We start from the raw sequence: 14,090 nt of genomic DNA on the forward strand, positions 1-14,090 counted from the left end.
TGTAGGTTAATTTATTATTAATTATAATTTGTATTCAAAATTATGAGCCAACAATGGGATTTGAACCCATGACCTCTTCCTTACCAAGGAAGTGCTCTACCCCTGAGCTACGTCGGCTTATCTTTTGATTTCGGATTTCGGATTTTCAATTTCGGATTTATCCTCCATTCATCCCTGTCTGAAACCTTAAACTTTAAGTCCGAAATCCGAAATTCGAAATCCGACCTTAAGTTGAGCGGAAGACGAGGTTCGAACTCGCGACCTATAGCTTGGAAGGCTATCGCTCTACCAACTGAGCTACTTCCGCAATTTCTAAAATCCAAAAACTAAACTCTAAATCCTAAAACAAATTTTAGAATTTAGAATTTAGAATTTAGCACTTTAGATATTTATAGTGGGGGGAGAAGGATTCGAACCTTCGTAGCCGAAGCAGCGGATTTACAGTCCGCCCCATTTGACCGCTCTGGTATCCCCCCAATTGTTAATTTCGGATCTGCAATACCTAATTGGAAGCTAAGTATCACTTTTCCGAAATAAACAGAGCCTCCTATCGGGATCGAACCAATGACCTACTGATTACAAGTCAGTCGCTCTACCAGCTGAGCTAAGGAGGCTTAAATTGTTTACCATTACCGCGTTACCTTTACAGGCTTTATAGGTTTTGGCTGCAAATTAATATTGCGCTTATTTTTTTGTTTTAAAGAACCACCCTTTCAATTAATCAGCGGCAATTAAAGCCTCTCTGAAAGGGATTGCAAATCTACAAAATTTAAACTCTGTACAAAATTTTTTATCAAAAAAAATCGGCAGGCTTTTGGCCTGCCGATCCGGGCTTTAATTTTGCCCTGTTATATGCTTAAAAATCATCTTCTTCCGTTACAAGGGCCGCTTTTTTAGCGGCTTCGGCTGCAATCGCTTTTTTAGTTTTATGTTTTTCTATCTGTTTGCGCAGGCTCTCTACCACCAGGTCTGTGGCTTCTTCAAACGTTTTGCACTTCTCTTTGGCAAAAATTTGATTGCCCGGCAGCAAAAGCTTTATCTCGGTTATCTTGTTAGCCTCATCCTCTACGTTCTCCAGTTTCAAATACACTTCGCCGCTTATTATATGATCAAAAAACGTCTCCAGCTTGTCTACCTTCTTTTGGATGAAATCCAACAATTTCTGATCTGCGCTAAAGTGAATAGATTGCACGGTAATTTTCATTTTTCCTCCTTTTTATGCCTTTGGATGGGCTTGTTTATAAATAGATTTAAGTCGTTCTACTGAGTTGTGGGTGTAAATTTGCGTGGCGCTAAGGTTAGCATGGCCAAGCAATTCTTTAATAGCGTTTAAATCGGCACCCTTGTTTAATAAGCTGGTTGCAAACGTATGCCTTAGCACGTGGGGGCTTTTTTTATCCTGGGTTGATATGTTTGAAAGATATTTCTGCACTATTAAATATATAAGTTTAGGGTACGCATCCGCACCTTTATCTGTAACGAGTAACGTTAACGAATTGTTATTAAAATTTTCACTTTTCTTTGCCTCTGTATATCGTTTTACAAGGTGCACAAGTTCGGTATTCAGGGGTATTATCCTCTGTTTGTTGCGTTTACCTAAAACTTTAATAGTGTTCTCATACAAATTAATATCGGTTTCTTTTACGCCGGTAATTTCGGCAAGGCGCATGCCGGTGCCAAAAAGCATTTCGATAACCAGTTTATCGCGCAGGCCGTGGAAATCGTCAGCAAACGTTGGGGCATGCTCCTTATCTAATTTACCGTCGAGCATGGCAGTTACTTTCTCCCCGTCAACTACGGCTGGCAGGTTCTTGGGTACCCTGGGGGCGGTAATACGCGATGTTGGGTTGGTGGTAACTTCGCCTTCCTGCAATAAAAATTTAAAGTATTTGCGCAGGGTGGCTATTTTGCGGTTAACCGAGCGGGCCGTTACCTTGTTATCCATTAGCTGCACCATCCAGTTACGGATATCGTGATGGCTGATATCTGATGGATGCGAAACCGATGGCGGAGTATTGGGTGGGTTTAAAAAAAGCAGGAATTGTTCCAGGTCGCTCTGGTAGGCTGATACCGTATGGGGTGAGTATCTTTTCTCGAACCTGATGTACTGTATAAACCTGTCTAAAAACATAAAAACTATTTGAACACCCAATAAATTGAATGTACAAATAGTTTTTTTATAGTGACAAGAAAATCTGTAAAATTCTTTTTAACGAGAATTAAACAGTAGGTTCTAAATTCATATTCTGCTTGTAGATAGCATGTTTAATTTCATGCCTGCGGGTAATTGATTTTTTTTCGAAAGCCTGGCGACTGCGCAGTTCTCTTAAAACACCCGTTTTTTCAAATTTCTTTTTAAAGCGTTTTAATGCTTTGTCTAATGATTCGCCGTCTTTTACGTTAATAATGATCATAATTCCAAATACCTCCTTTCAGGGACGTCAAAGGTAGGAAATTACTTTTAAATCTGAAATACAATATTTTATAATTTTTACAGGCGGCATGCATAGCGGTACTGCTTACGGCTTTAGTGCCTGCGGTGCCCGCTTATCAGGCGGCAGTGCTATAAACTTTTTATAGCTATCATTAACATACGCCACCATCGATTCGGCATTGTTACTGCGCAAAAAGGCGTATGTTGGCCTAAACATGGTCATAAAGTTTTCAAGATCGGCACCTCTTAAAGGTACCAGGCTGCTTACATAGGCAGGGCTAAAAGCCGCGTCGATATTGCGCTGCTCGGCCTCGCGCTGAAAGTAGCGCTTTAACCTGCGGGCTTTTTTGCCTTCGCCGCTAAACCAGGTTGATGGCGAAAACACGTATACTTTACTTTTCTCGTAAACCTCGGGGTACTCTTCGCGGGGGTTAAACGCCGTACGCTTAGCGGTTATGTTTACCTGCCTTAACGATATGGTTTGCGTAATTAACGTTATTTTTTTAGGGGAAAGATCAATCAGGTACAAGGTATCTGAAGTGTACCCCGGCGAATTAAATATAAGTGTTTGGCCCGCGGCTGCACGTATGGCAAAGTTTCCGTTCTTATCTGTAATACTTACCTGCCGGTTATTAATGTTGCGTATAAAAACATCTGTTAAACGGGTGTTGGTGCCTTGCTCATAAACCGTACCCTTAAAAGCGCTTTGCGCCCTTGTAAGCGGTGATACGAACACCAATATAATGGTAACCAAAAGTAGTTGTTTCATGGCCGATGTATTAGCTATACTGTTAAACCCGTTTATTGCTGTAAAGGTTTCAATTTTAACATTTCAAATCCAATAAAAAACCCGGCCTAAACCGGGTTTTTTATGAATATTACTTTTGCCAAACATTGTTGGCCGGGTTATAATCGGGCAATGCTTTATCAGGGTCGTAAGTAACTGATTGTATCTCCTCGGTTGAGGGATATTTAAACACGAAACTACTGTTGCGTTCCCATATTTCTACAGGCAGTTTTACGCGGTCAATCTTACCGCTAACTGTTTTAATATCCAATACCACCGGCATAACCAGTTTATCCAGGTTATCGATAGTAATTAAAGCGCCTTTGCTTACATCGCCGCCTACGTATTTAACATCGCGCACGCCAACATCAAGGCGCCAGTTATTTTCAAACCAACCTCTCCAAAACCAGTTAAGGTTTTCGCCGCTGGCATTTTCCATCGTACGGAAAAAATCATCAGGCGTTGGGTGTTTAAACGCCCAGCGCGCAACATACGTACGGAAAGCAAAGTCAAAACGCTCTGGCCCTAATACCGTTTCGCGTAACATTGTTAAGCCAAGGCCGGGTTTAAAGTATAATAACAAGCCTGTGTTTTGTTCCTTCAGGTTTTCGGGCGTACTTAATACCGGCTCCAATTCGGGGCGGGTAACAGCTGCACCAAATTTTTGGATGTCCTGTTTTTTACCTGCGTACTCGCCTTTGTTAAAGTCGGCAGTGGTTAAGGTATTTATAAAAGTGTTAAAACCTTCATCCATCCAACCGTATAGGCGCTCGTTTGAGCCTACTATCATCGGGAACCAGGTGTGGCCAAATTCGTGATCGTTAACCCCCCACAGAGAACCTTTTTTAGCTTTCCAGCTGCAAAATACTATACCGGGGTACTCCATGCCACCTACCCTGCCGGCAACAGCAGTAGCAGCAGGATAAGGATACTCGAACCATTTTTGAGAGTTATACTCGATAGATTTTTTTACATACTCTGTAGAGCGGCCCCATGCATCGTTGCCATCGCTTTCAACCGGGTAGGCCGATATAGCGATAGATTTTTTACCGCTTGGCAGATCCATTTTAGCGGCATCAACTATAAACGATGCCGATGAACCCCATGATGCATCGCGGGCGTTCTTTATTTTAAAGTGCCAGGTAAGCTCTTTTTTACCCGCCGGGCGCGATGCCGGGCTGGTAACCTCATTAGCCGAACGTATTACAACGGTTTGCTCGCTTTTTTCGGCCTGCGCCCAGCGTTTTATTTGCTCGGGGGTGTAAACATCCTGCGGGTTTTGCAACTCGCCCGATGCAACTACAATATGGTTGGCCGGTGCGGTAATGCTCAGGTCAAAATCGCCATATTCCAGGTAAAACTCACCGGGGCCGGTGTAAGGCACAGCGTTCCAGCCCATTATATCATCGTACACGTACATGCGCGGGTACCATTGGGCTACTGTGTATATTTTACCATTTTTGGTATCCTGGATACCTGTACGGTCCGATCCGTATTCGGGCACTATAAAAGAGTACTCGATATTAAGTTTTACCTGGCCGCCGTTAGGGTTTACGCCAGCAGGCAAAAATATCTGCATACGGGTATCGTCAATTAAATATTTAACGGGCGTATCGCCAATTTTAACAGATTTTATGGTGTAACCACCTTTTGACATATCGCCTTTGCCACCGTTACGGCTGCCGCTTGGCGGTATAATTGCCGAGCCGCGCGAATCTGATTTAAATAAATTCTGGTCTAATTGCATCCACAAAAAGTCGAGTTTTTGCGGGCTGTTGTTGGTGTAGTTTAACACTTCGCTGCCTGTAACCTCGTTGGTTTGGTCGTTAAGCTTCGCGGTTAACTGGTAATCGGCGCGGTTTTGCCAGTATTTTGGCCCCGGCTGCCCATCTGCCGCGCGAAACTCCGACCCGTTTTTTGTGTAAAAGAAAGGTGCAAAAGAATCGTGATAGTTATAGGTGCTAACCGGTGGCTGCTGCTGCGCCTGCACAACGCCACTAACGGTCATAATAGCCAGCGTGCAACCGGCAATTAGTTTCAGTTTCATAATTTTATAATGATTTTAGTAAAAACAAAGGACAATAATACAAATTATTGATTTCACAATGTTATCAAATTATAAAGTGTAATAATTAAGTTACGGGCTAATAATTAGCGGGTTATAATTTGATGAGTTATTTTGACGGATACTTATTTAAGTTCCTTTTCGTAAACCCCTTCATCAAACCCAAAAAACAACAGATCACCCTTCTCGATAACCGGGCGTTTGATCATGCTGGTTTTTTGCTGCAATAGCTGCAGTGCATCATCTTTTGTTTTGATGCTTTCCTTAACGGCGGGGTCAAGCTGCTTCCAGGTGAGGCCCTGTTTGTTCATGAACTTTTCGTAGCCGGCTTTTTTATCCCACTCACTCAGTTTTTCGGCGCTGATACCCAGTTTCTTAAAATCGTGAAACTCGTAGGCCACGTTGTTAGCCTTTAGCCAGTCGAGCGCCTTTTTTACCGTATTGCAATTGGTGATGCCGTAAACTTTCATAAGTATCTTATTTGAAATATTGAATTGGGTTTGTGAAGAGTGTGTACTACTTACTATGGTAATGACCCATTGCAGAAACTACAAAAACGGTCACAACATCCTCTTCAACTTTATAGATCAGCCTGTCTTTTTGATTAATGCGTCTTGACCAAAACCCTGTAAGTTCGTATTTTAATTGTTCGGGATTACCAATACCTGTATACGGCGTTTCTGAAAGCTCGATGAGGATTTTTTCGATCTTTTTTAGTGTTCCCTTATCACCAGATCTATAATGCTGCTTTAAATGCTTTTGGGCCAGCTCTTCTATTTTAAGTTTAAACTGCCCCATACATCTTTTGGATCAACCTCTGTATAATTGCCGCTTTTACTTGCCTTTTTCACAATTGCTACAAACTCAGGGTCATAAGGACTTGTTTCCACGCTAACCTTTAATGCTTTAGCAACTGCCTTTAAAGCTGTCAGCTGCTCTTTATTTTGAGGATGCATTATTAATGTTGTCATATTCAAATTTACTCAATTATATCTAAAGCTTCAAATAGCAGGCAAGCGGATTTTATCGTATAATGCTTTAGAGCATCTTACTTGTTAAACTTTGTCATGGTAAGCTCGGTACCGATGGCAGCAAAGCTTTTTATCATATCTATCGACCGGTCTATCAGGGCGGGCAGCTCGGGCTTTTCGTCGCTATCGAAACCGCTCAGCACGTAATCAACCTGCCGGCCTTTGGGATAGTTATCGCCCACACCAAACCTAAGGCGCGCGTATTCATTATTGCCCAGGGTAGCCTCGATATGCTTTAGGCCGTTGTGCCCGGCAGCGCTGCCTTTGGGTTTTAAACGCAGGGTACCCAATGGCAGGGCAATATCATCAACTATCACCAAAACATTTTGCACAGGGATCTTCAGCTCCTTCATCCAGTGGTTTAGCGCTTTGCCGCTAAGATTCATGTAGGTGGTTGGTTTAATAAGGTGCAGGCTGCGGCCTTTGTGGTTAACTTCGGTATAAGAGGCAAGGCGCATAGTGTAAAACTTAGCCCCCTCCTGCTTTGCCAATTCGTCAAGCACCATAAAACCAATATTATGCCTTGTATCTGCATACTCCGGCCCAATATTTCCTAAACCAACAATTAGATATTTCATACCCCCTCCGCCCCCTGAAGGGGGAACTCTTTTAAAAAACTTGCTAAAATATGGTCTGATTGCCATGCATAGCATCCTTACGGATGTTTGTTAAGCTACGAATATATTAAATTAAACAAAAAAGCGACAGGTATAAAACCTATCGCTTTTAGTTTCCGTTCCCCCTTCAGGGGGTTAGGGGGCATTATTTTTTACCAGATGCTGCTTCTTGCTCAGCCTGGCGTAATGCACGTGAAGTAGTTACAGATACAATTGTATCTTCCTGCGCGTTAGTAATAGTAAGGTTAGGGAAGCTGATCTCGCTAACTTTTACCGATTTACCAACCTCAAGGGCTGCAATACTTACTTCGATATTATCCAAATGGTCTTTAGGCAAAGCCTTAACACGCAGTTTCCTTAGTTTTTGAACTAATTTACCACCCACTTTAACACCCGGAGAAGTTCCTGTCAATTTTACAGGGATCTCGATAGTGATCGGTTTCTTTTCATCTAACAATAAAAAGTCGATGTGGATAAGTTGTTCCGTTAACGGGTGGAACTGCATATCTTTAATAATAGCCTTCGACTTTGCGCCGGCTATGTTAAGCTCGATGAAATGAACAACCGGAGTATAAACTACGGCCCTCAAATCAGCTGCGGACACTGCAAAGTGGGTTTGGGTTGGCCCACCGTAAAGTACTGCAGGCACTAAGCCCTGGTAACGCAGTCCTTTAGCGTCTCTTTTCCCTACGTTCTCTCTTGGAGAACCGCTAATAGCAATTGATTTCATTATTTATTTATTTATTTGTTAAGTTCATGGTTCATAGATCATTGTTCATAGGATCTAATCCGCACAAATATTTTTATTCAACTAAAGTCCTGCTTCTGGCTATGAACCATCAACTATGAACCATAAGCTCTGTATCAATCTACCTTAAACAGCTGGCTTATCGAGCCATGTTCGTTTACATTGCTTATCGCTTTTGCAAACAGGTCGGCAGTGGTAAGCACCTTTATTTTAGGGCTCGAATGTTTAAGCGGTATGGTATCCGTTACTATCAGTTCTGCCAAGGCCGAGTTTTCGATAGTTTCGTAAGCTTTGCCTGATAATACAGGGTGTGTACAAACCGCGCGTACGCTGCGTGCGCCACGCTCCATAATTAAGCCGGCTGCTTTTGCAAGCGTACCTGCTGTATCGCAAATATCATCTATCAGTACAATGTCCTGGTCGGTAACATCACCAATAATGGTCATGCTTTCAATCTCGTTTGCGCGCTTGCGGCGTTTATCGCAAATTACCACCTCGGCATTAAAGAACTTCGCAAAGCTGCGTGCCCTGTACGAACCACCCATATCAGGCGATGCAATGGTAAGGTTACCCAAACCCAGGCTTTTTATATAAGGTACAAATATGATGGATGCATCCAGGTGATCTACCGGCACATCAAAAAATGCCTGGATCTGTGCAGCGTGCAGGTCCATCGTCATGATACGGTTGATGCCTGCGGCTACCAGCAGGTTGGCCACCAGTTTTGAACCTATTGCAACACGGGGTTTATCCTTCCTGTCCTGACGGGCTAAACCGAAGTAAGGGATAACTGCTATAATATAATGGGCAGATGCACGGCGGGCGGCATCTATCATCATTAGCAGTTCCATCAGGTTATCGGTAGGCTGATGCGTGCTTTGGATCAAAAACACATCGCAACCGCGGATAGACTCGTTAAAATGCGGTTGGAATTCGCCATCGCTGAAACGCGACAATACCACATCACCAAGCTCCTGGCCGTATGACTTAGCAATATGCTCTGACAACTCCTGCGAACCTGACCCTGCAAATAGCTTAACTGTATTAAACTGTAAAGGCATCTTCTTATTTCGGATTTACGATTTACGATTTCGGATTTAATATCCTGAGTCGTTAGTTCTGTACCAACCCCGTGTAAAAAACAATCGGATCTCAATTTTTCTATCAGAAGTAAATCCGAAATTGAAAATTCGAAATCCGAAATTTTATGTTGCCCGACCAGGATTCGAACCTAGACAAACGGTACCAAAAACCGTCGTACTACCATTATACTATCAGGCAATCTCCTTTGGTTTGTAAGCCATCCCAAAAAGGAATGCAAATATAGGACGATTTTTGAGAACTCAAAAGCAAAATTTAAAAAACTATTTCAAATTGTTTGGGGAGATAAAACATGCGTTAAAAAGTGTTAACGTTTACTGTTTTAACATAAACATCATAATGTTTTTGCTAATTTCGTCTGCTTAAACCTGATTTAGCTTGTAAATACAGCATGAACTACAATAAGATAAACAATATTTTTGGCTGGTTAGCCGGCATTATTGCATCAATCACCTACATTTTAACGCTCGAACCATCAACCAGTTTTTGGGATTGCGGCGAATTTATAGCCTGTATATACCGCCTGCAGGTTGCCCACCAACCGGGCGCGCCGCTATTTACCATGATAGGCAAGGTGTTTTCCCTGCTATCGTTAGGCGATAACATGAAGGTAGCCTACTTTACCAATATGGCATCGGCCCTGGCCAGCGGCGCTACCATTATCTTCCTGTTCTGGACCATAACCGCACTGGCCAAAAAGCTGGTTGTTAAGGCCGGCGAGGAAATAACACAAACCAACATCATCCAGATTATAGGTGCAGGTTTAGTTGGTGCATTGGCCTACACCTGGTCTGATACTTTCTGGTTCTCGGCAGTTGAAAGTGAAGTTTACGCGCAATCATCCCTTTGTACGGCTATTGTTTTTTGGGCCATATTAAAATGGGAAGCCCACGCCGATGAGGCCCGGGCCGATAAATGGATCATCTTTATTGCCTATGTAATGGGCTTATCTATCGGTATCCACCTGTTAAACTTGTTGGTAATACCGGCAATTGCTTTGGTTATATATTTCCGCAGGGCAAAAACAGTTACGGCAAGCGGTACCATCTGGAACTTTATGCTTGGTATTATTACCGTTGCTTTGATATTATGGGGGGTTATACAGTTTACGGTTAAAGGCGCTGCCTTTTCTGATCTGTTTTTTGTAAATACCCTGGGCATGGGTTTCGGCGATGGCGCTATTGTGTTTTTTATCCTGGTAATTGGCGCCCTGGCATCGGGTATATATTATACTATAAAACCATCAACTGTGTTTTTGGGGATAGCCATAGCATGTTTTGTTTTACTGCTTACCATTAGCGCCGGTATTATTGGCTTTATTGCTGCAGCTGCAATATTGGCAATATCTGAGTATGTTTTAAAAGTACGCGAAAAGCGTGTTGCCCTTAACCGGGTATTGATCTGCGCATCGTTTATATTATTTGGCTACAGCTCGTTTGTGATGATAGTGATACGGGCCAAAGCCGGTACCAATTTAAATAACAGCGACCCGCAGGACCCGTTTGCGGTAAACAGCTACCTTAACCGCGACCAGTACGGCGATACACCTTTATTATATGGCGAGTACTTCGACTCGCAGGTTACCGACCAAACAGAAGGGGCTAATATTTATCGCCGTGGCGAAACAAAATATGAAGTTGCAGGTAAAAAATTAAAAACCATTTACGACCGCAACACCCTGTTCCCGCGTATGTTTAGCCAAAAAGCAGGCCATGCCGAGTTTTACAGGATGTGGAGCAACCTTGGGCCTGAAGAGCACCCTACCATGGCTACAAACCTTGGCTTTTTTGGCAGCTGGCAGGTAACACAAATGTATACCCGTTACTTTTTATGGAACTTTGCCGGCCGCGCCAACGAAATGGACGGGCAAACCGCACAAGGCATTGATGGCAGCTGGCTAAGTGGCTTTAACTTTGGTAAAGAGCTGCCCAGCACCGTTACGCAAAGCAAATCGTATAACAGGTTGTTTTTCCTGCCGTTAATAATTGGGCTACTGGGTATTATTTACCACTTTAGGCGCAACCAGCGCGATGCAGGCGTTGTAACCGTATTGTTCTTTTTTACCGGTTTGGCTATTGTGCTTTACCTAAACCAGGACCCATTGCAGCCACGCGAACGTGACTATGCCTATGCGGGATCGTTTTACGCCTTTGCCATTTGGATAGGCCTGGGCGTACTGCTTATAGCCGAGTTTTTAAGTAAGAAGATAAATGCAAAAACCAGCGCTATTATAGCTACGGTAGTTTGTTTGCTTGCAGCGCCTGCCTTAATGGCCAGCCAGGAATGGGACGACCACGACCGCTCTACCAAGCTTACCCCGCACGATATTGCTTACGATTATTTAAACTCGTGCGCGCCAAACGCCATCCTGTTCACTTATGCCGATAACGATACTTACCCGCTTTGGTATATACAGGAGGTTGAAGGTGTACGCCCGGATGTGCGCATTGTAAACCTTAGCTTGCTGGGTACCGATTGGTACATCCGCCAGATGAAGCAAAAAATGAACGATTCGGCACCATTGCCTGTAAGTATGCCTAACGATAAATTTAAAGCAGGTGTACGCGATGTTATATATTATAACGATGCAAAGGTGGCAGGCCCTATCGAGCTGAAAGAGGTGTTTGATTTTATCACATCAGACAATAAAGAAAACATGGTGCAGTACCAAAACGGCGAAAGCGCTAATTACCTGCCTACCAAAAACTTTAAAATGACGATAAATGCCGATGAGGTTATCAGATCGGGCGCGGTACCTGCCGATCAGAAAGAGCGCATTGTACCTGAAATGGACTGGACCTTTAATGGCAAATATGTAACAAAGGATTTCCTGGCCATGATGGATATACTGGCGCATAATAACTGGAAACGCCCGATATATTTTGCTACCACAGTACCAAGCGATAACATGCTTGGCCTTGATAAATACCTGTACAGCGAAGGCCTTACCATGCGCCTGATGCCATACAAACCGGATACTACCGTAGCACCTACCGAAAACAGCAATACGCTTATCATGTACAATAACATGGTAAACAAGTATAAATACGGCAACTTTAAAACTGCCAAATACCTCGATCACGAATCGTTGAACTTGTTTTACCCGTTAATTACGCGCTTGTATGCCACCCTTGCCGATAACCTTTTGAAAGAGGGGCACCAGGACCTGGCCAAAAAAACGCTGCAAAAATATGAAGCGGTGATGCCATCGCAGATCATATCATCAGAACTGGCCGTACGGAAATATTACATGGTTGAAAGTTTGTTCCGCATGGGCGAAACATCCCTGGCCACAAAACTTACAAACCAGATAGATGATTATATTATCGATCAGCTAAAATTCAATTATGTGCTTTATCAAAAAGGCGATGCCGGCCTTAACACACGCGATGTACAGTTGTCGTTGTCGTTATTAAACGGCATAGCCACCATAACCAAAGAGCATAAACAAGACACATTAAGCGCCAAAATAAACGCTCAGCTTAAAGACTACGGCACAAAGTTTGGCGGCATGCAAACACAGCAATAGAACATATGTGCGAAAGAGAAAGCGGCGATGAGCCGCTTTTTTTATGCCTGATTCACAGCAAATCATTGCTAATAAGCCTGTCATGGTGAGCCTGTCGAACCATTTGCCCGTTTTTTCAAGCCTTAGACTGATACATGGCTTACCTGGTGGTTGTAAACAACAAAAGCGGCTATTCAGCCGCTTTTGTTTATCTTTTAGTTACTCAAAAAGTTTAGTTCTCTTCCACAACGCCCATATTACAGAACTTTTCTATCCTTTCGGCAACCAGTTCGTCAATATTACGTTCGCTTAAGGTTTTAAGGTCTTTAAGCAGCTGTTTCTTTAATATGGCAGCCATGGCTACAGGATCCTGGTGAGCGCCGCCCAGCGGTTCTTTTATTACGCCGTCAATCAGTTTATTCTTCAACATTTCTGTCGATGTCAATTTCAGCATTTCGGCAGCGCGTTCTTTTTGTTCCCATGTTTTAAACAGGATGGTTGAACAGTTTTCGGGCGATATAACCGAGTACCAGGAGTTATCCAGCATCAGCACTTTATCGCCAATACCAATACCCAATGCCCCACCAGATGCGCCTTCGCCAATAACTACGCAAATTACCGGCACCTTTAATACCGACATTTCCAGCAGGTTACGGGCAATTGCCTCGCCCTGTCCGCGTTCTTCGGCCTCAAGGCCGGGGAATGCGCCGGGGGTATCTATCAGCGTAACTACCGGTTTGCCAAATTTCTCGGCCATTTTCATCAGCCTTAACGCTTTGCGGTAACCTTCGGGGTTGGCCATACCAAAATTACGGTACTGGCGCTCTTTGGTGTTACGGCCTTTTTGGTGGCCAATAAACATTACGGTTTGCCCGTTAAGCGTCCCAAAACCGCCTATTATCGCTTTATCATCACCTACGGTACGGTCGCCATGCATTTCGATAAAATCATCGCACATCAGCTCAAGATATTGCAGGGTATAAGGGCGTTCGGGATGGCGGGAGATCTGCACTTTTTGCCAGCCGGTAAGGTTGGCGTAGATCTCTTTCTTGGTGGTTTCCATCTTGGCTTCCAGTTCGGCAACGGTGGCAGACATGTCGAGTTTGTTCTTCTCTTCAACCTGCTTCACCTTTTCTATCTGCCCCTGTAACTCGGCCAGTGGTTTTTCAAAATCAAATGTAATCTTCATACAATTTTATTGGCCGCTAAATTAAATAAATCCATCGGCATATTGTTTAATTATGATTTTTCATTGCCTGCAATTTATTTACCTGCTGCGGCGATAGCAGGTTGTTTGTATTTACAGCTGCGTTTAAAATCGCATTTCGCAGCTCGCCCTGGTATAATCCAAAACGGTTGGTGTAATATATCAGTGTGCTTTCGTTGATCTTTTTTGTGCGGAAAAGGGCATCCAGCTTGGTTTCGTTAGTGATGATAAAATCGCCCATTTCCTTTTTCTTGCGGATAAGTTCGGTATTAATTTTTGTTAAAGCCGTAACCTGCGATGGGCTGAGGTCAATTTCCTTTTTAAACTTTAACGCCTTATCGGCCGATGGGTACTTGTTAATTTCTGCAACCAGGGCCATGTTGTAAAGGTCGTTGCCCCTAAGCAGGGCGTTGTACTGCACATCTGTTAAGGTTTTTACGGTAGATGGAGTTAGCGTGCTGTCGGGTGTTTGGGCATTGGCATTAATGCCTGTGAAAATGATGATGGTAACGGCAGATAAGAATTTAAGCATGCAAATTTGTTTTTTGTAAACGCGCAAATTTTAAGCCAAAGGGGCGTTCTATCCTGCTCC

General features: G+C 43.3%; 14 protein-coding genes and 5 tRNA genes. 1 reads left to right on the forward strand and 18 read right to left on the reverse strand.

What is annotated here, in order from left to right; genetic code table 11:
* Positions 1-45 precede the first annotated feature (45 nt).
* From EWM62_RS11995 to EWM62_RS12070, 16 genes are all read right to left on the reverse strand, one after another.
* Positions 46-117: transfer RNA gene (locus tag EWM62_RS11995), tRNA-Thr, on the reverse strand.
* A 117-nt stretch (positions 118-234) separates the two neighbouring features.
* A tRNA-Gly gene (locus EWM62_RS12000) sits at positions 235-307 on the reverse strand.
* Positions 308-395: 88 nt separating this feature from the next.
* A tRNA-Tyr gene (locus EWM62_RS12005) sits at positions 396-476 on the reverse strand.
* A 65-nt stretch (positions 477-541) separates the two neighbouring features.
* Positions 542-614, reverse strand: a tRNA-Thr gene (locus EWM62_RS12010).
* 242 nt (positions 615-856) lie between these two features.
* Positions 857-1,204 (reverse strand): ribosome hibernation-promoting factor, HPF/YfiA family, encoded by a 348-nt coding sequence (gene hpf / locus EWM62_RS12015; RefSeq protein WP_129876903.1) that lies wholly within the window; start codon positions 1,202-1,204, stop codon positions 857-859.
* A gap of 12 nt (positions 1,205-1,216) precedes the next feature.
* Positions 1,217-2,131 (reverse strand): tyrosine-type recombinase/integrase, encoded by a 915-nt coding sequence (locus tag EWM62_RS12020; RefSeq protein ID WP_129876904.1) that lies wholly within the window; start codon positions 2,129-2,131, stop codon positions 1,217-1,219.
* 88 nt (positions 2,132-2,219) lie between these two features.
* Positions 2,220-2,414: a 30S ribosomal protein S21 gene (gene rpsU, locus EWM62_RS12025; RefSeq protein ID WP_094570052.1), complete on the reverse strand. Its 195-nt coding sequence runs from the start codon at positions 2,412-2,414 to the stop codon at positions 2,220-2,222.
* Between the two features lie 105 nt (positions 2,415-2,519).
* Positions 2,520-3,203 (reverse strand): hypothetical protein, encoded by a 684-nt coding sequence (locus tag EWM62_RS12030; protein ID WP_129876905.1) that lies wholly within the window; start codon positions 3,201-3,203, stop codon positions 2,520-2,522.
* A gap of 109 nt (positions 3,204-3,312) precedes the next feature.
* A complete protein-coding gene (locus EWM62_RS12035) occupies positions 3,313-5,268 on the reverse strand; it encodes a M1 family metallopeptidase (RefSeq protein WP_129876906.1) in 1,956 nt (651 codons plus the stop codon).
* A gap of 143 nt (positions 5,269-5,411) precedes the next feature.
* The gene (locus EWM62_RS12040; protein WP_129876907.1) at positions 5,412-5,756 is read right to left on the reverse strand and encodes a Spx/MgsR family RNA polymerase-binding regulatory protein; all 345 of its coding nucleotides are present in this window, start codon (positions 5,754-5,756) and stop codon (positions 5,412-5,414) included.
* 46 nt (positions 5,757-5,802) lie between these two features.
* Positions 5,803-6,084 (reverse strand): Txe/YoeB family addiction module toxin, encoded by a 282-nt coding sequence (locus tag EWM62_RS12045; protein ID WP_129876908.1) that lies wholly within the window; start codon positions 6,082-6,084, stop codon positions 5,803-5,805.
* Positions 6,060-6,257 (reverse strand): DUF2683 family protein, encoded by a 198-nt coding sequence (locus tag EWM62_RS12050; protein WP_129876909.1) that lies wholly within the window; start codon positions 6,255-6,257, stop codon positions 6,060-6,062. Before EWM62_RS12050 ends, EWM62_RS12045 begins: the two co-directional genes overlap by 25 nt.
* 77 nt (positions 6,258-6,334) lie before the next feature.
* Positions 6,335-6,895, reverse strand: a complete 561-nt coding sequence (gene pth / locus EWM62_RS12055) for an aminoacyl-tRNA hydrolase (protein ID WP_129876910.1) — start codon at positions 6,893-6,895, stop codon at positions 6,335-6,337.
* Between the two features lie 184 nt (positions 6,896-7,079).
* Positions 7,080-7,664 (reverse strand): 50S ribosomal protein L25/general stress protein Ctc, encoded by a 585-nt coding sequence (locus EWM62_RS12060; RefSeq protein ID WP_129876911.1) that lies wholly within the window; start codon positions 7,662-7,664, stop codon positions 7,080-7,082.
* A 134-nt stretch (positions 7,665-7,798) separates the two neighbouring features.
* Positions 7,799-8,743, reverse strand: coding sequence for a ribose-phosphate pyrophosphokinase (locus EWM62_RS12065; protein WP_129876912.1), 945 nt, complete (start codon positions 8,741-8,743; stop codon positions 7,799-7,801).
* Positions 8,744-8,892: 149 nt separating this feature from the next.
* Positions 8,893-8,963: transfer RNA gene (locus EWM62_RS12070), tRNA-Gln, on the reverse strand.
* A gap of 211 nt (positions 8,964-9,174) precedes the next feature.
* On the opposite strand from EWM62_RS12070, the gene EWM62_RS12075 reads away from it, so the two are divergent.
* Positions 9,175-12,312: a glycosyltransferase family 117 protein gene (locus EWM62_RS12075; protein ID WP_129876913.1), complete on the forward strand. Its 3,138-nt coding sequence runs from the start codon at positions 9,175-9,177 to the stop codon at positions 12,310-12,312.
* A gap of 211 nt (positions 12,313-12,523) precedes the next feature.
* Here EWM62_RS12075 and EWM62_RS12080 read toward each other — a convergent pair whose 3' ends face one another.
* Both EWM62_RS12080 and EWM62_RS12085 read right to left on the reverse strand, forming a co-directional pair.
* Entirely contained in the window at positions 12,524-13,480 is a 957-nt protein-coding gene (locus EWM62_RS12080) for an acetyl-CoA carboxylase carboxyltransferase subunit alpha (protein ID WP_129876914.1), read from the reverse strand.
* A 46-nt stretch (positions 13,481-13,526) separates the two neighbouring features.
* Positions 13,527-14,030, reverse strand: coding sequence for a hypothetical protein (locus tag EWM62_RS12085; protein ID WP_129876915.1), 504 nt, complete (start codon positions 14,028-14,030; stop codon positions 13,527-13,529).
* Positions 14,031-14,090 lie beyond the last annotated feature (60 nt).

The sequence above is a fragment of the Mucilaginibacter terrigena genome (genome assembly GCF_004168255.1).
In the GTDB taxonomy this organism is placed as follows: Bacteria; Bacteroidota; Bacteroidia; order Sphingobacteriales; family Sphingobacteriaceae; genus Mucilaginibacter; species Mucilaginibacter terrigena.

Bases quoted from the DNA above. Each gene is read 5' to 3' on its own strand.
- hpf (WP_129876903.1), bottom strand. From the start codon at position 1,204: ATGAAAATTACCGTGCAATCTATTCACTTTAGCGCAGATCAGAAATTG.
- EWM62_RS12020 (WP_129876904.1), bottom strand. From the start codon at position 2,131: ATGTTTTTAGACAGGTTTATACAGTACATCAGGTTCGAGAAAAGATAC.
- rpsU (WP_094570052.1), bottom strand. From the start codon at position 2,414: ATGATCATTATTAACGTAAAAGACGGCGAATCATTAGACAAAGCATTA.
- EWM62_RS12030 (WP_129876905.1), bottom strand. From the start codon at position 3,203: ATGAAACAACTACTTTTGGTTACCATTATATTGGTGTTCGTATCACCG.
- EWM62_RS12035 (WP_129876906.1), bottom strand. From the start codon at position 5,268: ATGAAACTGAAACTAATTGCCGGTTGCACGCTGGCTATTATGACCGTT.
- EWM62_RS12040 (WP_129876907.1), bottom strand. From the start codon at position 5,756: ATGAAAGTTTACGGCATCACCAATTGCAATACGGTAAAAAAGGCGCTC.
- EWM62_RS12045 (WP_129876908.1), bottom strand. From the start codon at position 6,084: ATGGGGCAGTTTAAACTTAAAATAGAAGAGCTGGCCCAAAAGCATTTA.
- EWM62_RS12050 (WP_129876909.1), bottom strand. From the start codon at position 6,257: ATGACAACATTAATAATGCATCCTCAAAATAAAGAGCAGCTGACAGCT.
- pth (WP_129876910.1), bottom strand. From the start codon at position 6,895: ATGAAATATCTAATTGTTGGTTTAGGAAATATTGGGCCGGAGTATGCA.
- EWM62_RS12060 (WP_129876911.1), bottom strand. From the start codon at position 7,664: ATGAAATCAATTGCTATTAGCGGTTCTCCAAGAGAGAACGTAGGGAAA.
- EWM62_RS12065 (WP_129876912.1), bottom strand. From the start codon at position 8,743: ATGCCTTTACAGTTTAATACAGTTAAGCTATTTGCAGGGTCAGGTTCG.
- EWM62_RS12075 (WP_129876913.1), top strand. From the start codon at position 9,175: ATGAACTACAATAAGATAAACAATATTTTTGGCTGGTTAGCCGGCATT.
- EWM62_RS12080 (WP_129876914.1), bottom strand. From the start codon at position 13,480: ATGAAGATTACATTTGATTTTGAAAAACCACTGGCCGAGTTACAGGGG.
- EWM62_RS12085 (WP_129876915.1), bottom strand. From the start codon at position 14,030: ATGCTTAAATTCTTATCTGCCGTTACCATCATCATTTTCACAGGCATT.